Origin of the sequence: Nonomuraea sp. NPDC047529 (assembly GCF_040642995.1) — a bacterium.
GTDB lineage: Bacteria > Actinomycetota > Actinomycetes > Streptosporangiales > Streptosporangiaceae > Nonomuraea.
The window spans coordinates 39,214-62,827 of the sequence record NZ_JBEYTJ010000033.1 but is presented as its reverse complement, the minus strand read 5'-3'; the positions used below and the strand labels follow the sequence as shown (position 1 = coordinate 62,827).

The following is a 23,614-nucleotide window of genomic DNA, read 5'->3' as shown; positions in this document are numbered from 1 at the left end:
GAGTCCACCCGGGTCATCGAGGACAATCGTGCCAAGTCCGGCGAGGAGTACCGGTTGCAGGCCGAGGCGAGCACCCGGTGCACAGCGCCCAAATGCAGCGCTGACGGTACGGCTGCCTTGAGCCGGCGGGCACGCGCCTCGGCTTGCGCTCGTGACCGCCGCACCAGGGTGCGGCGGTCACGGCCGGCTCAGAGGTCGAGCCTGCGCGTCCTGCTGTCGTGTACGACCAGCAGCCGTAGACCCGCAGCAGCAAGGAGACGGGGAGCAGCCGTCGATGGCCTATGCAGGCGAGGTCGTCGCCTCCAGTAGGGCGTTGACGGCCGCCTTGGGACGTAGTTCTCGGGCACGCCGTCGACCAGGATGAGGTCGGTCTCGATGGGGCGTGAGCGCAGCCGTGCGATCTCCCGGTACGCGAGAGAGTCCCACCACGCCCGCGCCTCGGCCGTCCCTGGAAGCCAAGCCTCACGACATGCCCTGGCCAGCTGCCCTCCTTCACCTCGTGCTGAGTGGCGTGGACGAGGTAGCGTCCGCCGTACGGTTCGAAGGTGGCGGGGAGCCGTTCGATGTACTCGGCGATTTCCGGGTGAGGGGCTGCCTTCTGCAGGTGGGTGAGGACGTAGGCCACCTCGTCCAGGGCCGCGAGCCGAAGCGCGCTGCCCGCCAGTTCTAGATGGGACGGTGATGGACGTACTCCACCACTGTCCCGTCGGGGTGCCAGGCGTTGAAACCGGCTCCGGTCGGCACGTCCTGAAGCGGGAACACGATCTCTGCGCCCTCAGCCACCAGCCGCTCGTAGTACGGCCGCTGCGAGCAGCACGGCCCGCCGGCAATCCAGGTCGTCGAACGGCGCGACGCCGGAGAGCGCTAGGTAGGTCGTGACGCGTTCGGAGAAGTCGCTGACCTGCGCCGACTCCCGCAGGATTCGGCCCAGGGCCGGGTCGCCGACGAGCATGATGTCCGGCCGCCGGGCAGCCGTCAGGTCGGCGGCGGCGACGCTCAGGGTGAGGTCGATCCTGTCGGGCAGCGCCCTGCGTACCGGATCGGTCTCCGGCTCCCAGCGGGGGTTCCTGACGAGGCTGACGCGGCTGCCGCTCGCGTCGGCCGAGAACCGATACGGGCCCGCGGCCACTGGGGGACCTGGTACGCCGACTCGCTCCTCCCTCTCGGGACCGGGGCGGTCGCGGGCGCGGCGAGCAGCCGGGTGAACTCCGCTGACGGTCCGGCCAGGTGGAAGACGAGGGCGTTCTTGTCCCGTGCCTCGATCGAGCCGAGGTCCGCGCTGTCGTGCTTCGCGCGGGCCCGGGCAAAGGTTCCCTCCGGGTCGAGGAGTTCGGCCAGCTTAGAGGAAGATCCCAGGGCGCGGCTCCGCTCCATACCGTACTCGATGTCGGCGGCGGTGACCGGAGTGCCATCCTCGAACTTCACCCCTTCGCGCAGGGTGAAGGTGTACTCGGTGCCGTCGGCGGACACCGCTGGCGGCGCCGCCGCTAGGTCGGGCACGACCTCGCGGGCCGTGGCGTCGCGTCCCTGCGGATGTGCCATGAGCGTCCGCAGGTACAGGCGCTGCACGTTCTCCATGAACGGGCCGGCGGCGCCGGCGGGGTCCCAGGAGGGGGGTCTGCGGTTGGTGGCGATCGTCAGCGTGCCCCCGCTCAGGACCGACACCCGCGCCGCCCGGTGCGGCGGGGCGGATGCCGGGTCCTGGTGCGGGTCCGGTGACAGGCCGGCCAGCCAGCCAGCGGTGGCCAGCAGCGCGCCGGCCGCCGCGAGGGCGGCGACGTACGTCTTGCGCTTCATCGTCCTGCTTTCCCGCCGCTCAGCTCACGTGGATGAGCTTGTCGGTGTTCTCCAGCCTGCTGACGGCATGGCTGATCTGCGGCATGTCCTCGGAGTAGGTGCCTGCGGCGATCGCCTTGGAGGCCACCTCGTACCGCTCGGCCAGCACTTTGGAACGGCCCAGGGCGAAGCCCAGGAGGCAGTTCGCGACCGGGTCGGCCGTGCGGGCGGCGTCCGGGATGTCCGTGGGGCAGGTGGCGGGCAACGACTGGCCGCTCATCGGGTCGTACTCGGTGGGGGAGGAGGTGCAGTGCCCGTCGCCGAGGGTGGACGGGTCGGGCAGGCACGAGGCGTAGACGTCCCGCGCGTCCTGGAACATCCTGGTGATCATGAGGTCGTCGCCGAGGTCGGACGGCAGGCGCTGGGCGCTGAACAGCGCCATCTTCATCAGGTCGTCCTGCTCGATGGTGTTCGCCCAGCCGATCCTGGAGTACTCCTGGAGCAGCGTCGTGGCCTTGGCGACCGCCTGCCCCGCCTTGTTCAGCGGTGAGGCGACGGTCTCCAGCTCGCGGGCGACCTTGGTGTAGTAGGCGAGCTGCCGGCCGGCGATGAACTGCACGACCTGGCCGCGCAGCTGCGGGTAGATGTTCGGGTCCTCGCCGACGGGGACGCAGTCGTTGAAGCCGTCGATCCAGGCGGCGTACTCCCACCGGCCCGTGCCGTTGTGGTCCGGGTACCCGTCGTACTGCTTCCAGGTCTTCACGATGGCGTACGGGCCCATGTCGCAGGTCCGGTCCGCAGTGGTGCCGTAGGTGTACTCGCAGCCGTTGTGGACCTGGGGGTAGACCCTCACCCACGACTGGACGTCCTTGACGGACGAGCCCTGCTCCATCCGGACCTTGAAGCTGATCCGCAGGTCGGCGTAGCGCGAGAAGCCGTAGCGTCCGCGGCTGACGATGCGCTCGTTCACGTACTCGACGTCCTGGCAGAGGTAGACGTCCGGGGCGTTCGCCATGTCGAGGTGGTGGCTTGCCAGGACGTACAGGCTGGGAAGGTTGGCGAGGGTGACCACGGGCGGCCGTTTGAGCGCGACCGGGTCGTTCAGCTCCTGCCCCTCGGGCGCGCAGGGGCGAACGTAGCCGGGGTCGCCCATCTTCTCCACCGGCTGCTCGGGGTTGCCGAAGAGGTTGAACAGGTGGTTGTTGTCGAACTCCTTCTGCGTCTCGCGCAACAGGTCGTTCAGCTTGCCGACGGCCGTGTCGTAGCCGTTGACGAGGCCGGTGAACAGCTTGTTGGTCCGGGTGCCGTCCTCGCGCGGCGTGGACAGGGGTCTGCTGAAGGACTGGTTGGCCTTGAGGATCTCGCGGCCCTGCGCGACGACGGCCGCCGCCCTGTCGGGCGAGATGTCCCGGTGGGCCTCGGAGTTCTCCGAGGCCAGCACCTCGTAGCCGCGGGCGAGCGCCAGCCAGGCGGCGGGGTTGGGCACGGTGCCGAGCGCCGGGCCGGTGTAGCCGTACTTCTGGCGCGCGTACCAGTCCAGGTAGCCGATGGCGCCGTTGGCCTTGTAGATCCGCAGGGCGTCGTCGATCTGGCTCTCCTTCCAGGCGCCGTCGCTCTTGGCGGGGCCGACGAAGGGCGCGTTGGTGACCGCCTGGGTGAGGGCGGCGCGGAGCGGGATCTCGACGTCGTGGACGTAGCGGTCCTTGGGGATCTGCTCGCCGTTGTGGCCGGCGGCGTAGTGCACGTACCCGTCGAGCACCGTCGTGGCGTCGCGCAGGGCGATCTCCTGAAGGGCGGCGAAGATCTCGGTGCCCCACGCGTCGAGCCGGGAGCTGAGCGCGGAGATCTGCAGGTTCACCTGGTAGAGCTGCGTCTGCGTGATCCGGCCGAGCCGGATGACCTCGTCGAACTGGGCCAGCATGTCGCCGTAGATGACCGACAGCTGGGCGTCGATGGAGTCGAAGCGGGCCTGCATCTGCTCGCCCAGCTTGGCGATGTCGTCGCGCAGGGCCATGATCTCGCCCTGGACGCCGCCCGGCATGGAGTCGGTGAACAGCGGCATCAGCGCCTGCACGCCGGCCAGCACCGCTCCGACCATGTTCGCGGTGGCGACGTTGCTCAGCACGCCCATGCCCATGCTGAGCGCCGCGGGCACGAAGTCGCTGACCGCCTTGCCGATCTGGTACGCCGCCGTGGCGACGATCTCCAGGTCCTTGGCGAAGTCGGCGTCGACCCAGCTCGCGAGCTGGCTGAGGATGCTGACCGCGAGGTAGGAGTTCTGCAGGACCGCGTCCCAGTCGACCTTGCTCTCGACGATCTCCCCGTAGGTGTCGAAGTCGATGGGCGGGGCGTAGTCGGTCAACGACACGTGCTCGGGCACCTTGTTCCCGGACAGGCCGGCCAGCGCCACCTTGACCTGCGCCCGGTGCTTCTTCATCACCTTGGTGGTCTCGGCCGTGATGGCGTCCTCGAACGCCTGCGGTTCGTTGGAGTAGTCGATCGCGGTGATCTCGCGGACGTTGAGCGGGATGTTCGGGTCCTGCTCGATCTCGGCGAGCGTGGCGCGTGAGCTGATGCCGAGCCGGGCGCCGATGTTGCGGTCCCACGCCTCGCCGAAGGCGGGCTTCACCTTGGCGAAGTCGGCGACGCTCTCGTAGATCTGCCGCTTGTACGGCCCGAGGATCTGCATGAGGTCGGCGGCCAGGCGGTCACCTGCGGCGTTCTTCTTCCACTCCGCCGTCTTCTCGTACTTGCCGATCTCGTCCTGGAGGAAGGACGAGCCGACCTTCTTGAGCCCTCCCACGACGGGGTTGCCCGATCCGGCGACGTCCATGACGGCCTTGACCCCGGCCGCGATCTTGGCCGGTCCGGAGCCGGTGGTGTCGTACTCGGCCTCGTTCCAGGTGTCCGTCACCACCCGCATCGCGTGGTCCGCCTGCTCGGCCGTGGCGTCGGGGTTGTCCACCATCCAGGCCATCATGTAGAGCGACACGTAGGCGTCGCGCACCTGGTTGGTCTTGGCCGTGACGAGGACCTGCGTGGCGAACATCCGCTGCCGCAGCTTCTCCTGCCTCTCCGCCTCCGAGGAGGCGGAGACCGTCCTCACCGGGGCCGCCGTGACCCGTGGCGCGATCAGCGCCACCAGGGCGAGGACGACGATCGCCGTCAGGGTGAGCGCGAGAGGCCCGCGCCTGTTCAACCGCGTTCGTGCACGCATGTTCGTCTCACTCTTCGAGGGAATGCCGTGGGGCGCAGGGCTAGCCGCGGCGTGAGCCGAAGCTCACGGATCTGGTGGTCGTCCGGCCGCTCGCGTCGTACGCGATCAAGGTGTACGTCTTGGCCGACACGTCGTTGTAGGTGTCCGTGAACGTCCCGGTCTGTGGCATGTTGACCGGCGAGGAGGGCGTGAGCTGCTGGTCCAGCAGGACCTCCTCGACGCTGATCTTCCGCTTGACCACGACGCGGGTGGTGTTGGAGACCGTCCAGGACAGGGCGAAAGTCGACGTCGGGCAGCTGCCTGACACGTTCAGCGGCGTGACGGTGAACTCGTTGATCCCGGCCGGTCCCGACGTCCTGGCCTGGAAGGTGACGGGGTTCTGCGCCTCGCCCCCATCCCTGACGGGCCGTACGGCGATCAGGTAGTCACCCAGCGACCGAAGGCCGTCGACGCGCTGGTCGATCCGCCACGTGCCCGCGTTCGCCGGCACCTTCCGCACCTGGGCGTCGGAGGTGTCGAGGTCGACGATCCGCAGCTCGAAGGAGTCCTCGTCGCCGCTGTTGTCCTTCCACCGCACGGTCAGGGCCTCGTCCTCGACCTTGGAGACCGTCAGCTCGCTCGCCGCCGCGGGCGCGGCCTTGATGGTCCTGGCCTCCGCGACGACGGGCTCGGCCGTGCTGCGGTAGTTGTAGGCGGTGACGCGGTAGCGGTAGCGGGTGTCGGGCTTGAGCCCCCGGTAGACGTACTGGCGCGGGTTTTCGAGGGTGTCGTGGACGACCCACTCGCCCTCCCCGCGTTCGGGCGTCTCCATCGACTCGAACCGCACCCATCCGGTGGCGTCGCCGAAGGTGACCTTGACCGGCGTCTCGGTGGCCTTGGTGGGAGCGGGGAAGGTGACCTGCGGCTTGCTCACGTCGTCGGGAGCCACGAAGTACTGCTGGCCTATCGGCGCGTCGGGCCCGCCGATCTCCGGGGTCTTCACGGCGACCACCGAGTAGGAGTGGATGCCCACGGCGGCGGGCGCGGGCACGCTGGTGGTGAAGGCGTGGCCGGGGCCGTAGTCGGAGTACTCGGCGGCGACGTCGTCGGTCAAGGGGGCGTCGGCGGTGACGGTGGCGATGACCTTTCCGTCCTCCAGGATCCGTACCTGGATGGGGGCCTCGGTGTCCCGGTCGATGGCCCAGCCGCTGAGCGTGAGGGTGTCGCCGCCGCTCCAGGACAGCTCGGTCAGCGCGCCGACGGGGTCGGCCCGGCGCGGGGTCCGCTGCTCGAAGACGACGGGTTCGGCGGTGCTGCGGTAGTTGTAGGCGCTGATCCGGAAGCGGTAGAGGGTGTCGGGTTTGAGCTGCTTGTACAGGAAGGTGTTCGGGAGGTAGAGGGCGCCGTGGGCGACCCATCGGCCCTCACCGCCGGACGGGACCTCCATGCTCTCGAACCGGACCCAGGGCCTGGCCTCCCCGGCGTTGCTCAGGCTCACCCGCGCCTCCGCGGCCCGCACGACGAAGCTCACCGCGGGCGCGGTCGCGTCCGCGGGGGCCACGTAGTACTGCTGGCCCACCTGCTGGTCCGTGCCGGTCGCGCTGTTCACGGCGACCACGGTGACCGAGTGCACGCCCTGGCCAGCCGACGCGGGGACGCGGGCGGCGAAGCCGTGATCGGGGCCGTGGGCGGGATAGCGGGCGAGGACGTCCTCGTCCAGCGGGCGGTCGGCGGTGACCGTGGTGACCAGCCTGCCGTCGTCGAAGATCCGCACCTGGATCGGGTCGGCGGTGTCGGGATCGATGGCCCAGCCCGTGACCTCGATCTGGCCGTCGTCCGACAGGTCCAGGCCCGTGATGGCGCCGACCGGGTCGGCGATCACGAAGCTCGCGCACATCTCCGGGCCCGGCACGCTGCCCGTGCGGTCGTAGAGGCGTACGCAGAGGGTCTGCTGCCCGGTGCCGGCGATCGGGACCATCAGGTCGAAGCCGTGGTTGTCACCCGTGCCCCAGTGGGCGACGTCGGGGCGATGGGCGTCGGCGGTGGTCCACCAGGACGAGGTCCTGTCGTAGACCCGCACCTTGCTCGGCTCGGTGGTCGTCGCGTCCTGCATGGCCCAGCCGACGACGCGAACCTGGTTCCCCCAGCCCGGCTGGTGTTCGACCTTCTCCAGCTCGCCGTACGGGATCGAGGTGGTGGCGGTGTCCCCACTCTCGCTTCCGTCCGACTTGCGTACCTGGTCGGGGGGTTCGAAGCCGTCGGGCGGAGCATGGGTGATCTCCAGGTTCGCCAGGCCGCTCGGCGCTTGCCTGCTCTTGGCGGGAGCCTCGATGACCTGGGGGGACGGCTCCGGCTCGGGGGCGGCGTAGGCGTACGGGGCCGTGAACAGCAGCAGCACGGGGGCCAGCAGGGCGGCCGACAGCCTGGATGTCTTTCCTCTGAACAACCTTTCCATCCTTCACGCCTTGATCAGGTGCGGAGCCGCCGGCCGTACGGCGTGGCAGCCGGCCGCCGGCCCCGCAGCTGTCGTGCCGGCGGCGGGCGGGAGTCCATCCGAGCTCGAGCGACATCTCGATCACTCAGAGGCTCACGGGACGCGTCCAGGCTCCACGACCGCCCTTGAGATCCAGATGGAGCCGTCCGGTCACGTATCGGGCCCGTCGACTGAGAACCGAAAGGATTCACTGGTCAGCCGCAGGTCCTCACAAGTGGTTCGCAAGGTCGAAGGAAGCCTGTTCGAGCGGCTCCCAACCGATCCGGCCGCGACGTCCCTGACCCCCTGCCGAGTGCGCCAAGGGGGAGAACCCCACCGTGCTCGCCGCCATCTGATCGCCTCGCAGCGTCACTCGGCGCGGTAGCGCCACCAGGTGAGACTGTTGCGCTGTGCCAGGCGGCGCAGGAGTGCGCGGTGCCGGGCGGCCGTCTCGTGGTCGCCGGCGGCCGAGGCGAGCAGCGCCAGGTACCAGTCGACCGGCCCCATGCACATCACGGCCGACATCGCGGAGATCCGCCCACTGAACGGCAGCAACGCCGCGTAGCCGTCCCGGCAGGCCTCGGCCTGGCCGAGCGCGGCCCTGGCGGCGGCCTGGAGGCAGGTCGCCGACAACCACGACCAGTCGGACGGCGGCGTGAGCCAGCCCCGGGCAGCCAGCGCCCTGGCCTCGTCGTGGCGACCCTGGACACAGAGCCGCAGAATCCGTGCGTCGTTGCCCAACGTCGGATGCACGCCGGAGATCTCGTCGATGAGCGGACCCGCGTCGGCGATGGCGCCCTGCTGGTGGCATACGGCAAGCCGGCCCATGGCCACGGCCGCCCGCGCGTGCCACACCCCGAGGCCTGCGGCTTGGCGCTCCGCCTGCTCGTGCAGCGTCTCTGCGTCGTCGAAGCGGCCGTCCAGGGCGTGCCGGTTGGCCCGCCACAGCGTGTGCTGGAAGCGCGGCCAGGGCAGCGGCAGGCGTTCCAGCAGGTCGTCGCAGTGGGCGGCGGCTTCGTCGGCGCCCGCCAGGTCGAACATTTCGAGCTGGTTGTGGCTGCGCAACATCTGCGCCAGCAGCTCGAACGCCGGTGCCTGCGAGCTCGTGGCCAGGTCGTGCAGTTCGTCCCCGATCGCCACCAGCTCATCCAGGCGCAGCGGCTGGGGCAGCGCCAGGTGCCGGGCGTTGAGCAGGCGCATCAGTATGCCGCGGTCGCCGAGGCGCCGGGCCATGGCCACCGCCTGGGCCGACAGCTCGTCGCCGCGCCGATGCCCCCTGCCGTCATACAGCTCCTGAGCCAGGCCGCCCAGCAGCCGTGCCCGTTCGAGGCTGTCGCCTTCGGGCAACCGGGCGAGCACGGTCTCGAAGCGGTGCACCAGCCCCAGTTCCACCGCCTCATACGGGTCGCGCAACGTCCACAGGGAAGGCGCGTCGAGCGCCGTCAGCGCCCGTACGGCGAGGTCAGGGCGGGTCTCGGCCCGGTCCGCCACGCGTACCGCCGCCGCCCTGGCCTGCCGCGCGCCGATCGCGTCCCCCGCCTCCAGGAGGGCCCGCACCTGCCGCAGCAGCAGTTCCACGTGGGTCTCCGGATCGCCGCCCGAGCTGTCGTGCGCCTTGATGACCTGGCCCCACCAGGCCGCCGCCTCCTCGTACGCGAGGCGCAGGCCCGACTGCTCGGCCGCCGCCCTCGCCCAGCGCAGGGCCTCCTCCTGGGCCACGGGACCCGCCTCGACGGCGTGATGGGCGATGACGGCCACGTCGGTGCCCGGGCGCAGCGCCAGGCAGGCCGTCACGTCCCGGTGGATCATGCTCTTGCGCAGCGGGGGGATGTCGCTGACCAGCGTCTCGCGGACCAGGTCGTGGGCGAAGGCCATCCGCCCGGAACCGGGGACGAGCAGTCCGCGCCGGGCGGCCTTGTCCAGCAGGTCGTACGTCCGCGCCGGGCCGATCTCCGCGACCACCGACGGGTCGAAGTCCCTGCCGATGACGGCGGCGACGCGCAGGGCCTCGACCACCCGCGGCCCGAGCGCGGCCAGCCGTCCGCGGATCAGCTCGGCCACCCCGTCGGGCACCGCCTCCAGCGAGCGTCCCTGTGCCAGCAGGCGCGCGCATTCGCGCACGAAGAACGGGTTGCCTCCCGTGCGGCCGGTCAGCCGGTCCACGAGCCGGTCGTCGGTCTGGACGCCCATCTCGCGGGCGATCTCCCGTACGGCGCCGGGCCCCAGCCCGCCCAGGCGGATCCGCAGCAGGCCATAGCAGCTCAGGCTGCTCAGCAGCTCGTCGGCGCCGTGCTCGGACGGCAGATCGCGGAAGGCGGTCACCACCGTGATCGGCGCCTGCCCGGCCATCCCGCCGATCAGCACCAGGACATCACGCAGCATCTCCAGCGATGCGCGATCGGCCCACTGCAGGTCATCCAGGACCATCACCAACGGCCGCACCCGGGCCACAGCCACGAGCCACTGGGCCACCGCCCGGTTGCGCCGCACCAACGCCACGTCCGCCGCTGCCGCACGGCCCTCATGCAGCGGCCCCGGCGTACGACCTTCGGCCAGTAGCCCCGCCAGCGCCTCCCCATCCTCAGGTGCGTGTTCCCGCTCCACCGCCTGCAGCAGCTGTAACCACGGCCACAACGCTGGCATCCCCTCCGAGTCATGACACCGCCCCCGCACCACCAGCCATCCCGCTTCCGAACGCGACCGGGCGAAGGCCTCAAGCAGGCACGTCTTGCCGATCCCCGGCTCCCCGCTCACCGCCGCGACCACCACCGCAGACCTCTCCGCCAGCGCCCGCAACTCCGCCAGCGGCTCCTCCCGCCCGTACACCGCGGGGCCGTCGGCCTCCGACGTCTCCTCGGCGGCCATCGGGATCAGCAGGGGTGCCGATGGGCCGGTGGGCTCCAAGGACCGGGCTTGCCGCAGGATGTCATCCTTGAGCTTGCGGAGTTCTGGCCCGGGGGCCAGCTCGTACTGGTTGACGATGATGTTCGTGGCCTTGCCCAGCACGGCCAGCGCATCAGCTTGGCGGCCCGTGCGATACAGCGCCCGCGCCAGCAGACACCACAACCGCTCGCGCGACGGCTCCACCCCCACCTCCGCCTCCAGATCCGCCACCGCCGTCCCCGCCTGGCCTACCTCCAGCAACGCCTCAGCCCGCCGCTCCACTGCCACCCACCGCAGCTCCCGCAACCGCGCTACTTCCGCTGACGCCCACGGCTCTTCACAGAATTCGCCGAAGGGCACTCCCCGCCACGATCCCAGCGCCTCCTCCAGCAACCCCAACGCCGCCCCTGCCGGCACCACCGCCGACCGCCGCACCAGCTCCCCCAGCCGCACGGCATCCACATCCTCCGACACCAGCACATAGCCTGGCGGCCGGCCCACCAGCACCCGCGACGGCGAGCGCGGCACCCGACCCGGGTCCACCACCCGCCGCAGATGCGACACGTACGACTGCACCGTCGCCACCGCCGACGCCGGCACCGCATCCCCATAAAGATCGTGAATCAACACGTCGGTCGGCACGACCTGACCCCGCGCCGCCAGCAACCGCGCCAGCACCGTACGCTGGCGGCGCCCGCCCAACTCCACCACCACCCCGGCCTCATCATGAACCTCCACCGGACCCAGAACCCTGAACCGCATCCCCGCTCCCCACTCCCCGCTGCTCCGCCCGGCCAAGGCGCCCTCGGCGCTCACAGCGCGCAACTGTAGGCGGCGTCCCCTTTCGTGACCATCCGTCGCACGGGTGACCCGACCGACCAGGCCCGCCGCCCGGACGGCCACCAAATCGCCTCACCACGAACGACCACTGGTGATGCTGTACGACGGGCGGCCGGGGCCGTCACAACGGCCTACGATTGCGAAGGCATCGCCGTCCGGCAGAACAACGAGTGCCCGCGCACCAGACCGTCCCCTCTGAGCGGGCTGGCCTTCGGATGCCATTCCGTGGGCCCTGACATGACGTCTCGCATGCGCCATTGGGCGCGTGCCATGCGCCCATGTCGGGTTCCACCGAAGGGCGCGCAGTGGATTACCGGGGGCGTGGCGTGAGGGCTGCGCCTTGGCCACGGTGCAGAGTTCGTACATCACACTCGCGTGCCAATAGGTGATCGCACGGCGTTGGGTGGTGGAGAGGACGCTGGCTTGGCTGACCGCCTGTCGCCGTCTGGCCCGTGACTACGAACGAGACCCGAAGGTCTCCGAGGCCATCATCCGCTGGGCTGCCATCGCCGGTATGACCCGCCGTCTCACCCGCACGGGCCCCGCGCGGCGACAGGCCAGAATCGTCTGCGGACTAACGAAGATCGCCGATCTCAAACACTCACTTAGATCTTGCAACAGCGGTGGGCAGGGACGGAAGCCGGGGGACCCGCTGGGGACCACACGCCCTGCTCGCGCCCGCGCGACCTGCAGGCCGACGAATGGCGTGCTCAATGCAAGAGTGCGTTTGACGTGCGGAAACGGCTACCCCCGTGTTCTGGGGGTCAAGGGGTCGCAGGTTCAAATCCTGTCGTCCCGACGGTTGCAAAAGGCCGATTGACTTGGGCGTAAGCCCAGGTCAATCGGCCTTTTCTCGTTCCGCGATCTTGAGGGTGAGCTCCTAGGCAACTCGCAGCTGGGGACCACGTCGCCGCCATGTGCGCGCTGAGCGCACTCCCGGCCTCGGCGATGGCGCCGAGGTCCGGATGGAGGTAGCGCTGTGTAGTCGTCAGAGATCCGTGTCCGGCGATCTTGCGAAGGACATGGAGGGAACCCCCGCGTCGGCCATCCACGTCAGTCCCGTGTGGCGGAGATCGTGGCGGCGAAGATGTTCGTAGCCGAGCTTAGTGACGACCTCGTCCCAGTGCGTCGCGTCGCGGAGGACCGCGGTGCTGACGCGACCACCCCGTGGCCCGGTGAACAGCCGAGCCTCAGGATCATCAGTGTCGACGGCTGCGAGCCTTCGCCCGGGGACATCATCGAGACCGGCACCGACTCCTACCGCCTTGCCCAGACCCGAGCCAGAGCCGAACAAGCCAGCTGACCACACTTGTCGGCTCCCCACTCGGGTCCGTGTCACCAGCCGTAAACTAACGCTGAGTAACCGCCAATGCTTTGCGTGGTCGCTGAGATTGGTCATCTCAGGGGAGGCTGAACACGCCGGATCGCCGGGGTTTGCGGCTGATCGCGGCTCGCGGGCAGGTCGGGCCGAGGTGCGCGGCTGGCGGGTTGTTGAGGTGGTCACCCCACAGGACGCGCCAGCTGCAAGATCGCCATTCTCGAACACCCACATGGCGCGGCAGACGCCCCAGCACCATGGCGGCCCTCAGCGGTCGACCCTGTGATCACTGTGTGTTATTGGTCAACTACATGACATCTCTTGCTGGGGAGCCATGCAACCTGCGTCACCATCGGCCGACCAGCCCCCGGGAAGGAGGGGCAGGGCAGCGGGGTGGCTGCCTCGACCCGGTTGAGGTGCAGGATCACGTCGAAGGCCGCTCCCAGGGCCAGCGGCCGGTTGAACTGCTCGGGCACGTACGTGGCCGGGATGGTGAAGGTCGGACGGGCGGTGTCCAGCCACGCTCGGGTGGACGGAGTACGGCCGGCGCGGCGCAGGTCCACGTAGTAGTCGCGGTAGCGCACCCGGTCCAGGACGGCCTCGCTGCTGTCCGGGACAGGGGTGCCGGTGTCGAAGACTGCGACCTGGCCGGTCTTGGGGTCGATGGCGCGGAAGCGGCCGCTGTGGATGGTGGTGCCGATCGCCACATAGGAGGTGCCGGCCAGGGAGCGCAGGACGGCCCCCTGGGTGACCGGGTACAGGTCGGGCCACGCCGAGACGTAGCCGATATGCCCGTTGTGCGCGGCCGCCACGGTCTTGCTGCCGGTGTGGCGCTGCCACCACACGGTGTTCTCGGCCATGGCCCGGTCACGGTGACGGTGCAGGGCCGACCCGTCCAGTGCGTACATGGTGGTCATCTGGACGATGACGCGGGCCTCCTGCAGGACCCGCAGGCTCGCCTTGCCGCTGCCGTCCAGCAGGCGGTAGGCGGCCTGGGCGTCGGCGGCCAGGGCGGTGCGCCGCTCGGCCGGCAGTGCGGCCAGGGTGTTCATCCGTTCCTCCACACCGGCGGGCAGGGCGAGCAGGCCCGCGTAGCGGCGACGCAGTTCGGGCTCCAGCGACGGCTGGTGTTGCTTGGCCCAGGCGAGGATGCGCCGGTACTGCTCGGGGTGGACGTCGCCGATGTCGAAGCCCATCACGCGCAGCTTGCGTGAGGCGGTGCGGTTGTAGTCGCGCATCCACTCATACAGGTCCATCCATTCCTGGGTCTTCCACGCGCCGTAGGACTGCTGGAACTCCTCGGCCATGATCGTGCGCAGGTCGCCCTTGCCGGTGCGCACATACGCGTCCAGGCGGACGCCGGCCGACCAGGTCGCCTCCAGCGCCAGTGTGGTGAAGCCCTGGGTTTGCACCAGGTGCCGGAACATCCGGTGCCGCAGCGTGAACAGCTCCTTCGAGCCGTGCGTGACCTCGCCGATCCCCACGATGGTGGCGCCCTTGGTCATCGCCGACAACGCCCGCAGGTCGCGGGACGGGCCGCCCGGGACGGTGCTGCGCAGTTCCTGGGCGTTGCGCTCCAGGTCCGCCACCACCCGCTCCTGACCGGCGCCGACGGCCGCCGTGGCGACGCGGGCGGGGGCGGGGGCAGAGGTGGCGAATGCCGGAGCGCTCACGCTCGTCAGACAGGCCGCCAGCGCCAGGGTGGCCGGCACGGTGCGACGCAGAGTGTTGCTCGTCAAGACAGATCCTTACGTTGGGTGTCGGGTGAAGCAATCACCAACGTAGGGAGCGGCGCGGGCGGTTTCGATCCCGCCCGCTGGCAGGTCGATGGTGGTGCTGGCTACCGCACGCGGCCCGCGGCCCAACTCACAGGACCGTCTCCCGGAGGCCGGGTGTCAGCGGCCGGCCTCAGGCGCCGAGGTAGCGCAACACGGCGGCGACCCTGCGGTCGAGGCGGTCGCTGGGAGCCAGGCCGAGCTTGGCGAAGATGTTGCGGATGTGCTTGTGCACCGCTCCCTCGGTGATCACCATCTTGTCGGCGATGGCCAGGTTGCCCAGTCCTTCGGCCATCAGCGCGACTACCTCGCGCTCGCGCGGGGTGAACTCCGCCAGGGGGTCGCGGCGGCGGGTGAACAGCTGGGCCACCACGTCCGGATCGATGGCGGTGCCGCCGCCGGCGACCCGGTCCAGCGCCTCGATGAACTGCTCGACCTTGCCGACCCGCTCCTTGAGCAGATAGCCGACCCCGTGCGTGCCGACGGCCAGCAGGTCGGTCGCGAACGCCTGCTCGACATGCGCCGACAGCACCAGCACGCCCAAGTCCGGCTGCAGGCGCTTGGCCGCCACGGCCGCCCGGATGCCCTCGTCGGTGTGGGTGGGCGGCATGCGCACATCCACCACCGCCACGTCGGGCCGGTGCTCCTCGACCGCGGCCAGAAACCCCTCCGGGTCGCTCGCGGCCGCGGCCACCTCGATGCCCTCCCCGCTCAGCAGCAGCACCAGGCCCTCGCGCAGCAGCGCGTCGTCCTCAGCGATCACGACTCGCACGGCAGTTCCACCTCGATCACAGTCGGCCCCCCATCGGGGCTGGTCAGGGTCATCGTTCCGTCATGGGCCTCGACGCGGCGGCGGATCCCGGCCAGCCCGGTGCCCGCGCCATCGCGGGCGCCGCCCTTGCCGTCGTCCCGCACCTGGACGCGCAGTACCGGGCCTGCCCGTTCGACGACGACCTCCGCGTGCTGGGCGCCGCTGTGCTTGCCCACGTTGGTCAGCGCCTCGGCCACGGCGAAGTAGGCGGTGCTCTCCACCGACAACGGCACCTCGGCTAGCTCACTCACCCGCACCCGGCAGGGCACGGAGCATCCGGCGGCCAGCGCGTCCAGCGCCCCGGCCAGCCCCTTGTCCTCCAGGATCGGCGGCAAGATCGCGCGAACCACGCCGCGCAGCTCCGCCAGCGCCTGCTCGGCCGCGTTCCTGGCACGTTCCAGCGCGTAGGCGGCCCGGGCGGGGTCGCGCTGCAGTGCACGCTCGGCCGCGGCCACCGTGACCACGACCGCGTTCAGCCGGTTCTGCGCGCCGTCGTGCAGGGCCCGCTCGATCCGGCGCAGCTCGACGGTATGCGCGCGCAGCGCCCCCGCGCGGGTCGCGGTCAGCCGCGCGATGCGCTGCGACAAGTCGATCGAGGCGTGCGGGACCAGCAGTTTCCTGGCGGGCAGCGCCTGCAGGCGGGCCAGCGTGGGGAAGAGCCGGGCCAGGGCGACCACGACGGCCAGGCCGATCACCGAGGTGGCGATCGCGCCCGGCCAGGTGGTGACCGGGACGGCGAAGTTGGTGAGCTGATCCTCGCGCGCCAGCAACCGCCAGTAGAGCGGGTAGGTGACTTCCCGCAGCGCCGCCACCGGCATGACCAGCCCGAGCAGGCCGCAGGCCGGGCCCACCACGGCGTAGAGGGCCAGCCAGCCCAGGTCGCGCAAGGTCGCCGGGTCGGCACGGGCCGCCCGCATCCTGGCCGCCCAGCCTCGGGGCAGCTGCTCGGCAGGCAGCCGGTACGGGCTGACGATCTCGACACCCGCGCCGGACAGGCGCCTGCGTTCCCACTCGGCCACGCCCCTGGTCATCGCGATCATCGCCGGCACCAGCGCCAGCCCGACCCCGACCAGGCTCAACGCGGCCACCACCAGCCAGCACAGCGCGACGACGACGGCCATGAACGCGGTGCCCAGCCCTCCGGCCAGCCGTTCCAGGCTTTCAAGGATTCCCCGCAACACTATGGCGATAGTAGGCCAAAACGGACACAGCTTGCTCCAGCTCGCTATACCGCGGCCAGGTAGCGTGCGGGATTTCCGCGGATCGGGCCCGTTTCTAGGGTTCTGACCATGACCGATCCCTACCGCATCCCTAGCCCTGACTCCGACCCCGCCACCTCCCGGCCCACCACTTCCCGTTCCGCGGCGCGCAGGCCCGCGCTGAGCAGAGGCGCACTCGCGCTGCGCGCCCTGCTCTGGCTCGTCCTGATGGCCAGCGCGGTCGTCAACTTGATCGCCAACAGCATCGACCGCGCCTGGCCGCTTGGCCTGGCCTCGGGCGGCGTCGCCGTCGTGTGCATCGCCGCCCTCATCGTGCACCACGTGAGCAGGCGCAAGACATGAACCACATCGTCCCCCTCGCCGGCGTCACCAAGAAGGAAGCCCCATGGCATTCCCGCGGAGCTATGTCTGCTTGTGGACCGAGGACGACTTCGACGGCGAGATGTTCGGCTACAAGCCGGCTACTGCGACATCGCCCCGGCTCAACCCGTCCGGACCATCTTCAACAACACCAGCCAGCCATGTGCGTTCTACCGCTACTGCGTCCAGGTCCATCCCGACATCAACACTGTCCGATCCGTGCCGATCGCGACCCTGTACTTCGGCGCCGACTAGGGCAGCGAGATCTACGCCGCCGCCCGCACCGTGGGGCGAGGTGACGACCTTGCGGGCGGTTCAGCCCAGGTAGAAGTCCCGGCGAGCGGCCACGAACGCCTCGATCGTCCCGGCCGGCGCGCCGGTCACCCGTTCGACGTCGTCGGAGGCGCGGTCGTAACGGTTCTCACGGTGGAGCCGCACCATGGTGGCGATGTGCTCCTCGGTGTGCGGCGGCAGGCCCGCCTTGGCAAGCACCTCGGCCCGCCATCGGTCCAGGGGGACGTCCAGGTAGGACACGGTACGCCCCAAGGCCCGCGAGAACTCCTCCGCCATCTCCGTCATGTCGACCGTGCGCGGCCCGGTCAGCTCGTAGACATGCCCCACGTGCGGAACGGGGTCGCGCAGCACGGTGGCGACCACCCGGGCGACGTCGTCCACGGCGATCGGCGACGTGCGCCCAGTGCCGAAAGGCAGCTCGATCGTGCCGTTCTCTCGGATCGACCGTGCCGCCAGTGTGGTGAACAGCGGATTGTCCAGGAACGCCGTCGGCCGGATGTGTACCACCGGCAGGCCGGACCAGTCGAACACCTGCTCCGCCAGCCAGTGCAGCCGCTGCTGGTGCGACTCGGCAGTGCTGGTGGCGGTCATCTGCGACACCGTCATCTGCGACATGTCGACCAAGCCCGCCAACCCCCCGTACTCCTTCGCCACGGTGGCCACCACGGTCGCCGCCAGCAGGTGGTCCGGCGACACGGGCATCGCGAAGTACATGCGCCCGGCTCCTTCCAGCGCGGCGGCGACGGTCTCCGGCCGGGTCAGATCGCCCACGACCACCTCCGCGCCCCGCGCACGCAGGTCCGCGGCGCGATCACCGTCCCGGTGAACCATGACGCGCACCGGCACGTCCTGCGCGCGCAACTGGTCCAGGACCGTGCGGCCGACGTCGCCGGCCCCGGCGATGAGAACAAGGTTGCTGACGGCCATCGGTCGATCTCTTCCTGGTGGTTGACCATCTGTGCGAAGGTGCGATCGCACGGGCATGTCGGTGTGAATCGCGCAACGTGATCCCACGGCAGGTGTACCCCGCTTGAGCCGGATGAGCCAGGAGGGAGAGAGGTGGCGCGCTCTCGCAGCGGCCGACATCTGCCCGGCCGACGGTCGGTCGCCTGACTTGCCCCCACGTCGAACATCTTTTCACGCTCGCCCGGGTGTGGAGACTTCCGCCCGCATCGTCGCTGAACACGACCTATGGCACGCGGCCGCCGTCCCGTCGACCACCCGCACGTTTCTCAACTGGCGCGTGGCGGCTCCTGGGCCAAGATCCCGGCAGCGTGGCCGGGCGCGGGCGGATGCCGCTGGGAAGATCGGCTGCGCGCTGGGAAGGGATGTCGCGACCGGCTGTGTCCATCGGCACGCCGCGAGGGCTTGCTGGGACGGTCTCCTGTGTGGTGTCCAGGCGGCACGGAGGCCGCTCGGCGTCCTCGTCTGAAGCCATTGTGCCATCGAACTGCTGTCCGCTTGCTCCCTGTCAATGTCCGGAAGGGACAAGAAGGACGCCCGTGTGCCATTACGTTTTATGGGGCTTCACTCAATCTGCTCGTAAAGGTTTGCCCGGAAGCGGCCCTGAAGCGTATTTAGGATATCCAGATGGGATGCTTAACGATCGCTGATATGTGAGTAAGATCACGATCTCGTTGCATAGAATGACATTCCGGTTAGTCGACGGTAGCGTTCCGATGTGGGCAACTTGGACATTTCCGCTTGCAAGGAATGGTTCAGCGTCGCTTATGTGGAAGCGCTGGCGTACGCCGCGGGGTACGCTGTGACCATTGTCTATGTAGACCATTTCGGAGTTGATCTGGAGCTTCGCGATCGGGCTTTACGGGTGGATGTGCAGATGAAGTGCACTAATGAGCCGGAGACGAAGTCTGACCATATCGCCTACTCCCTCGACACGCGTACTTACAACCTGCTCAGCGATCCAGGGAGGAATGTCCCGGCTTATCTGTTCGTCGTGGAGGTGCCGTCGAGCAAGGCGGACTGGGTGAGCTGCGGCACCGATGGAGTGCATCTGCGGCGCTGCGGCTACTACACCAGCATGTCCACGCTGAAACCAACCCACAACAAGTCCGTCAAGGTGGCGAGGGCGAACCGGTTGACGGTCGCGTCGCTGGACCAGCTCATGCGCAAGGCAAGGGGCGGGCGGTGACCAACATCGACGCGCTTGCTTCCGAAGTCACTCCGGCAGGTCTACGGGCCTACCTGAAAGCCAACTCCTGGCATTTCGAGGGCAAGCCGCTCCCGCGTATGGAGTTATGGGCCAGAGATTCATGGGAAGTTCTGATCCCGCTGAACCGCCAGGCCTCGGACTATCCACGGAGAATCAGGAACTTCATCGAAGACATCGCAGGCGAACGTGGCTCCAGGGCCGAGGAGATCGCGACCGAACTCCGCTACATCGAAGATGACGTCATCGACCTGGAGTTCGATGACGATCGCTCCCGAATCCCGCTCTCCGAGGCGGCGAAGCTCATGGAAGGCGCCAGATCGTTCGCCGTCGCCAACGCCTGCTCGGCCATGCACCGCCGTTCCTACCACGGCCGCTCGCAACCACGCCGCGCCCGTGAATACGCCGATTTCGTCGGTATGGGACACACGCGGGAAGGCAGCTTCATCATCCCCATCGTCAGCCCGATCGGTGTCATGAAGCCCGTGATCATCGAGGGCGACCAGGAACCGTTGATCGACGTCCAATCGGAGATCAACTACTTCCCGAGGCGCGTCACCGGCATCATGGCCGACGTCCTGCGTGAGATACACGAGCTGGCCGTCGTCAGATAACGGATACCGCCGAAGGAAGATCTGAACCGTGCAGTCGTCGCCGGATTGTCGGCCGACGCGTGCGCCGCCCTGGCGGCGATGGTCTCCGCACCGAATGGCAGTGACCTGGACATCACCTTCCAATGGGCCCTGACGGCGGCCCCGCCGCGGGCGGGCGGTGACACCGTCGAGTTCCCGACGGAAGCAGCAGGAGCCATCAGAGAGATCGGCCACCTTCTTCGTGACCATGTCAGAGTGGAGGACACCGTCATCTACGGGTTCGTCAGCTCCCTCGATCGGGATCCGGACGACGAAGAAGGCGTCGTCAAGGTGAAGGCCCTGGTCGGCAACCGGGTACGGCCCGTCAAGATAGTCTTGAGAGGGGACGCGTACCACACCGCGGTGGAAGCGCACGACCTCAAGCTCCGTGTCATCGTCACCGGGCCCATGATGAAGACCGGCGCAGGGACGCTTTCCATGCCTCGAGTGCATCTCTTCAGAGTCGACGACTACCTTCCCTTGGAGACGAGCGCGCAGAGCCGATCGGCGTAGGAGAAGAGCCGCCGTTCCACCCCGTTCAGATGACGCGGCTGATCGTTCCCACCCCCTCGGATTCGGGGTTGCGCCATCCCGTCGTCAATGCGACATTCCTGAAGGTTCGGCCTGGTTGTCGCCGGGGCTCGCGCGGTGCGGCGGTGTTGATGATGCCCAGGCAGTTCGGGCCGATGAGCCGCATCGCGGAAGAGCGGCAGATGCGCGGCAGCTCCGACTCCGCGCCGGGATGCCCGGCCTTGGCGAACCCCGACGTCAGCACCACCAGCCCGGCGACGCCCGCCTTCGCGCAGTCGCGCGCCACCTCCAGCACCTTCGGCGGCGTTAAGGTTGACCGGGAAAACCGCCGTCGATGAGGTTGCGCCGCACCTTGGGTCCGACGGCGCGTTCGTTCCGGCTCGCGCCGATCACCGCCACCGGGCGACGCCTTCGGCCACCCGCGCGAGGAGATCGCCGACATCCTCGGCCGCAGCCCTCGATAGTCAGCGGTCCGGCAGGTCCAGCAGGTCGAGGAACGCGTTCGCCGCCGGGGTGCGTCCGACGCCGCTCCAGATGAGGTACTCGACGCGCATGGGTGCGTCAGTGATCTCGATGGTGGCCAGACCGGTCAGGTGGGGGACGTAGGCCGAGGGCAGCAGCGCGATCGCCAGCCCCTTCCGCACGAGCCGAGCCATCATGAAGTCCGCGGTGGTGACCTCGAACGCGACCTCACGGCTCAGACCCGCGGCGGCGAACGCCTCGTCCGACTGCGCCCGCGCGGCCGAGTGCGGAGGCAGGTCGATGAAGGTCTCGGTAGAGAGCCGGACGAGGTCGACGGTCGGTTCGCCCACCAGCGGGTGGTCGGGGGCGACGACGGCGACCAGCCGGTCCCGGGCGAGTTCACGGGCGTTGACGCCCACCGGTCGCGCGCTGGTGGGCAACCCGAGGAAGGCGACCTCGATCCTGCCCTGTCTGACCTGCTCGGTGAGTTCTTCGCTACCGCCGACCCGGATGTTCAGCTGGACCTGGGGATATCTGTCGCGGAACCGGCTCAGTGCGTCCGGGATGTCGACGGCGGCCACGGTGGGGATGAGGCCGAGGGCGAGCCTGCCGCGCACCTCGCCGGTCACCGCGGCGACGTCGGCGGCCGCCCGCTCCGCGGCGTTGAGGCTCTCGCGGGCCGCGGCCACGAACGCCTTCCCGGCCGGGGTGATGCGCACGTGGCGGCTGGTGCGCTCGAACAGCCGCGCGCCCAGTTCCCGTTCGAGACTGGCGATCTGGCGGCTCAGCGCCGACTGGACGACCAGGCACTGCTCCGCCGCCCGGGTGAAGCTGTTCGTCTCGGCGACGGCGAGGACGTAACGCATCTGCTGGAGTTCCATGCATCAATGATGGTTCGGCATCACTGAAGTGACAACAATGCGTTGGACTCATTGTCGGCGCGCCGCAAGACTCGAGTCGTGGCAAGGCCACCATCGGGACTTCGGAGGTGAACGGATCGTCATGGCCATGCGCCAGAGAAAGTGACCGCGATCGACGTTTGGGTCGATCCGCGCTGTCCGTGGGCGTGGATCACGTCGCGGTGGCTGCTGGAGGTCGAGCGGGTCCGGCCTGTGCGGACAAGGTTCCACATCATGAGCCTCTCGGTGCTCAACGAGAACCGGGAGGTGCCGGAGAAGTACCGGCAGGCGCAGATCGAGGGCTGGGGTCCGGTGCGGGTGTGCGTCGCCGCGGCGCAACAGTACGGGGAAGCGGTACTGCGCCCGCTGTACGAGGCGATGGGAGCGCGGATTCATCTCGAGGGCGCCGGCCTGGGCCGGGACATGATGCTCGCCGCGCTGCGTGCCGTCGCCCTGCCGGACACGCTCGTCGACGCGGCGGGGGACACCCGCTATGACACGGCGTTGCGGGCCGGCCACCACGCGGGGATGGCTCCGGTCGGCGGCGAGGTGGGCACCCCCGTCATTCACGTTCCCGGTCCCGCCGGCGACCGGATCGCCTTCTTCGGTCCCGTCATCACCCCGGCGCCGCGCGGCGAGGCCGCGGGCGCGCTCTGGGACGGGGTCGTCACCGTCGCCGCGACGGACGGGTTCTTCGAGCTGAAGCGCGGCCGCGACCGCGAACCCAGCTTCTCCTGACCTCGCACTCTTCTCCGCTCCTGCGGGGACGTTCGTAAGGACACGTATGACCACTGTCAGTACTGAATCACGCTCACAGTTCCGGGCGTGGCTGGGCGTCGCGGCCATCACCGCGAGCCTGTTCGTCTTCGTCACCACCGAGCTGATGCCCGTCGGGCTGCTCACCCCGGTCAGCGCGGGACTGTCCGTCTCCGTCAGCCTCGCGGGCATGATGGTGACGCTGTACGGCATCTCCGCGGGCGTGGGGGTGCCGTTCCTGGTCGCGTGGAGCCGTACGGTGAACCGCCGTGCTCTCCTCGCCATGCTGCTGGTGATCATGGCACTCGGCAACCTCGTCGCGGCCGTGTCGCCGAACTTCCCGATCGTCCTGGCCGCCCGGCTCGTCACCGGGTTCGCACACGGCGTGTTCTGGGCGATCGGCGTCGCCATGGCGATGCGGCTCGTCCCCGGCGAGAAGGCCGGCAAGGCCGCCGCGGTCGTACTCTCCGGCATGTCGATCGCCACCGTCGTGGGCATGCCGCTGGGCACGCTCATCGAGAGCCTCACCGACTGGCGCACCACGTTCCTCATCTGGAGCGGCCTGAGCCTGGCGGTGCTCCTCGCCGTCGTGCTCACGCTTCCGTCGCTGCCGTCCCAGAGCGCCATCCCGGTGCGCGCGGTGTTCGCGCTGCCGATCCGGAACGGGCGGCTGCGGGGCGTGATGATCACCGTCGCGCTGTACGTGCTCGGGCACTTCGGGGCGTACACGTTCATCCGCCCCTTCATGGAGCAGCGTGGCGGGGCGTCGGCGGCGTGGGTGACCGGGCTGCTGATCGTCTTCGGGGTCGGCGGCGCGGTCGGCAACTTCGTCGCCGGGCACACGGTCAACAAGAACATGCGCGCGACGTTCGTCGTCGCCTGCACCGGGCTCGTCACCTCGCTGCTGCTGCTCCTGGTGATCGGCGACAGCCCGGCGGGTCTGGCGGTCGCCGTGGTGATATGGGGGTTGTCCTTCGGCGCCGCCAACCTCTGCCAGGTCAACATGATGCTCGCCGCGGCCCCGGACACCTTCGAGGCCGCCATGTCCCTCAACACCATGGGCTACAACATCTCGATCGCGCTCGGCGCGCTCCTGGGCGGACTGTTCGCGGACGGCTTCGGGACCACGGGCGCGGTCTGGTTCGGCGTCGCGCTGACGGCGACCGCACTACTGACCGCCTTCAGCTCGCACCGCGACGCCGCGCACGCCTGAGAGGG

Annotated in this window: 19 protein-coding genes and 1 pseudogene; 8 read left to right on the top strand and 12 right to left on the bottom strand. The window is 69.5% G+C overall.

The features are described 5' to 3' along the window. Positions 1-13: 13 nt before the first annotated feature. The 6 genes from ABZ815_RS38250 to ABZ815_RS38225 all read right to left on the bottom strand — a co-directional run bounded on the left by ABZ815_RS38250 (position 14) and on the right by ABZ815_RS38225 (position 11,066). Positions 14-625, bottom strand: a complete 612-nt coding sequence (locus ABZ815_RS38250; RefSeq protein WP_357706093.1) for a DUF1330 domain-containing protein — start codon at positions 623-625, stop codon at positions 14-16. A gap of 150 nt (positions 626-775) precedes the next feature. Then, positions 776-952: a hypothetical protein gene (locus ABZ815_RS38245; protein WP_357706092.1), complete on the bottom strand. Its 177-nt coding sequence runs from the start codon at positions 950-952 to the stop codon at positions 776-778. A 44-nt stretch (positions 953-996) separates the two neighbouring features. Further along, the gene (locus ABZ815_RS38240) at positions 997-1,797 is read right to left on the bottom strand and encodes an ABC transporter substrate-binding protein (RefSeq protein ID WP_357706091.1); all 801 of its coding nucleotides are present in this window, start codon (positions 1,795-1,797) and stop codon (positions 997-999) included. Positions 1,798-1,816: 19 nt separating this feature from the next. Further along, entirely contained in the window at positions 1,817-4,993 is a 3,177-nt protein-coding gene (locus ABZ815_RS38235; RefSeq protein ID WP_357706090.1) for a hypothetical protein, read from the bottom strand. A gap of 40 nt (positions 4,994-5,033) precedes the next feature. Further along, entirely contained in the window at positions 5,034-7,418 is a 2,385-nt protein-coding gene (locus tag ABZ815_RS38230) for a fibronectin type III domain-containing protein (protein WP_357706089.1), read from the bottom strand. 396 nt (positions 7,419-7,814) lie between these two features. Further along, positions 7,815-11,066 carry a BTAD domain-containing putative transcriptional regulator gene (locus tag ABZ815_RS38225; RefSeq protein ID WP_357706088.1) on the bottom strand — a complete coding sequence of 1,084 codons (3,252 nt, stop codon included), beginning with the start codon at positions 11,064-11,066 and terminating at the stop codon, positions 7,815-7,817. Positions 11,067-11,547: 481 nt separating this feature from the next. On the opposite strand from ABZ815_RS38225, the pseudogene ABZ815_RS38220 reads away from it, so the two are divergent. After that, positions 11,548-11,634 (top strand): annotated as a pseudogene (locus ABZ815_RS38220) (IS5/IS1182 family transposase); the annotation flags it as partial. A gap of 597 nt (positions 11,635-12,231) precedes the next feature. After that, positions 12,232-12,471 (top strand): hypothetical protein, encoded by a 240-nt coding sequence (locus ABZ815_RS38215; RefSeq protein WP_357706087.1) that lies wholly within the window; start codon positions 12,232-12,234, stop codon positions 12,469-12,471. 311 nt (positions 12,472-12,782) lie between these two features. Here ABZ815_RS38215 and ABZ815_RS38210 read toward each other — a convergent pair whose 3' ends face one another. The 3 genes from ABZ815_RS38210 to ABZ815_RS38200 all read right to left on the bottom strand — a co-directional run bounded on the left by ABZ815_RS38210 (position 12,783) and on the right by ABZ815_RS38200 (position 16,253). Then, positions 12,783-14,225, bottom strand: a complete 1,443-nt coding sequence (locus ABZ815_RS38210; protein WP_357706086.1) for an erythromycin esterase family protein — start codon at positions 14,223-14,225, stop codon at positions 12,783-12,785. A 169-nt stretch (positions 14,226-14,394) separates the two neighbouring features. After that, positions 14,395-15,033, bottom strand: a complete 639-nt coding sequence (locus ABZ815_RS38205) for a response regulator transcription factor (RefSeq protein WP_357706085.1) — start codon at positions 15,031-15,033, stop codon at positions 14,395-14,397. After that, entirely contained in the window at positions 15,021-16,253 is a 1,233-nt protein-coding gene (locus ABZ815_RS38200; protein WP_357706084.1) for a sensor domain-containing protein, read from the bottom strand. Before ABZ815_RS38200 ends, ABZ815_RS38205 begins: the two co-directional genes overlap by 13 nt. Before the next feature lie 108 nt (positions 16,254-16,361). Here ABZ815_RS38200 and ABZ815_RS38195 point away from each other — a divergent pair, with 108 nt between their 5' ends. Continuing rightward, positions 16,362-16,634: a hypothetical protein gene (locus tag ABZ815_RS38195; RefSeq protein WP_357706083.1), complete on the top strand. Its 273-nt coding sequence runs from the start codon at positions 16,362-16,364 to the stop codon at positions 16,632-16,634. A 333-nt stretch (positions 16,635-16,967) separates the two neighbouring features. Here ABZ815_RS38195 and ABZ815_RS38190 read toward each other — a convergent pair whose 3' ends face one another. Continuing rightward, positions 16,968-17,873, bottom strand: coding sequence for an NAD(P)H-binding protein (locus tag ABZ815_RS38190; protein ID WP_357706082.1), 906 nt, complete (start codon positions 17,871-17,873; stop codon positions 16,968-16,970). A 754-nt stretch (positions 17,874-18,627) separates the two neighbouring features. Between ABZ815_RS38190 and ABZ815_RS38185 the strand changes: the two genes are divergently transcribed. From ABZ815_RS38185 to ABZ815_RS38175, 3 genes are all read left to right on the top strand, one after another. Next, the gene (locus tag ABZ815_RS38185) at positions 18,628-19,098 is read left to right on the top strand and encodes a DUF4365 domain-containing protein (RefSeq protein WP_357706081.1); all 471 of its coding nucleotides are present in this window, start codon (positions 18,628-18,630) and stop codon (positions 19,096-19,098) included. Beyond that, positions 19,095-19,730, top strand: coding sequence for a hypothetical protein (locus ABZ815_RS38180; protein WP_357706080.1), 636 nt, complete (start codon positions 19,095-19,097; stop codon positions 19,728-19,730). The genes ABZ815_RS38185 and ABZ815_RS38180 overlap by 4 nt, the downstream gene beginning before the upstream one ends. A 78-nt stretch (positions 19,731-19,808) precedes the next feature. Next, entirely contained in the window at positions 19,809-20,261 is a 453-nt protein-coding gene (locus ABZ815_RS38175; protein WP_357706079.1) for a hypothetical protein, read from the top strand. Positions 20,262-20,286: 25 nt separating this feature from the next. Here the strand turns inward: ABZ815_RS38175 and ABZ815_RS38170 are convergent, their stop codons facing one another. After that, entirely contained in the window at positions 20,287-20,565 is a 279-nt protein-coding gene (locus ABZ815_RS38170; RefSeq protein ID WP_357706078.1) for a hypothetical protein, read from the bottom strand. Positions 20,566-20,743: 178 nt separating this feature from the next. Beyond that, positions 20,744-21,622: a LysR family transcriptional regulator gene (locus ABZ815_RS38165; protein WP_357706077.1), complete on the bottom strand. Its 879-nt coding sequence runs from the start codon at positions 21,620-21,622 to the stop codon at positions 20,744-20,746. 141 nt (positions 21,623-21,763) lie between these two features. Between ABZ815_RS38165 and ABZ815_RS38160 the strand changes: the two genes are divergently transcribed. Beyond that, the gene (locus ABZ815_RS38160; RefSeq protein WP_357706076.1) at positions 21,764-22,378 is read left to right on the top strand and encodes a disulfide bond formation protein DsbA; all 615 of its coding nucleotides are present in this window, start codon (positions 21,764-21,766) and stop codon (positions 22,376-22,378) included. Between the two features lie 46 nt (positions 22,379-22,424). After that, on the top strand, positions 22,425-23,609 hold the full coding sequence (locus ABZ815_RS38155; protein ID WP_357706075.1) for an MFS transporter: 1,185 nt from the start codon (positions 22,425-22,427) through the stop codon (positions 23,607-23,609). Positions 23,610-23,614: the final 5 nt, after the last annotated feature.

Excerpts from the sequence above, each read along its gene's own strand:
- ABZ815_RS38245 (WP_357706092.1), bottom strand. The coding sequence starts at position 952 with ATGCTCGTCGGCGACCCGGCCCTGGGCCGAATCCTGCGGGAGTCGGCG.
- ABZ815_RS38195 (WP_357706083.1), top strand. The coding sequence starts at position 16,362 with ATGACCGATCCCTACCGCATCCCTAGCCCTGACTCCGACCCCGCCACC.
- ABZ815_RS38155 (WP_357706075.1), top strand. The coding sequence starts at position 22,425 with ATGACCACTGTCAGTACTGAATCACGCTCACAGTTCCGGGCGTGGCTG.
- ABZ815_RS38240 (WP_357706091.1), bottom strand. The coding sequence starts at position 1,797 with ATGAAGCGCAAGACGTACGTCGCCGCCCTCGCGGCGGCCGGCGCGCTG.
- ABZ815_RS38235 (WP_357706090.1), bottom strand. The coding sequence starts at position 4,993 with ATGCGTGCACGAACGCGGTTGAACAGGCGCGGGCCTCTCGCGCTCACC.
- ABZ815_RS38175 (WP_357706079.1), top strand. The coding sequence starts at position 19,809 with ATGGTCTCCGCACCGAATGGCAGTGACCTGGACATCACCTTCCAATGG.
- ABZ815_RS38190 (WP_357706082.1), bottom strand. The coding sequence starts at position 17,873 with ATGGCCGTCAGCAACCTTGTTCTCATCGCCGGGGCCGGCGACGTCGGC.
- ABZ815_RS38165 (WP_357706077.1), bottom strand. The coding sequence starts at position 21,622 with ATGGAACTCCAGCAGATGCGTTACGTCCTCGCCGTCGCCGAGACGAAC.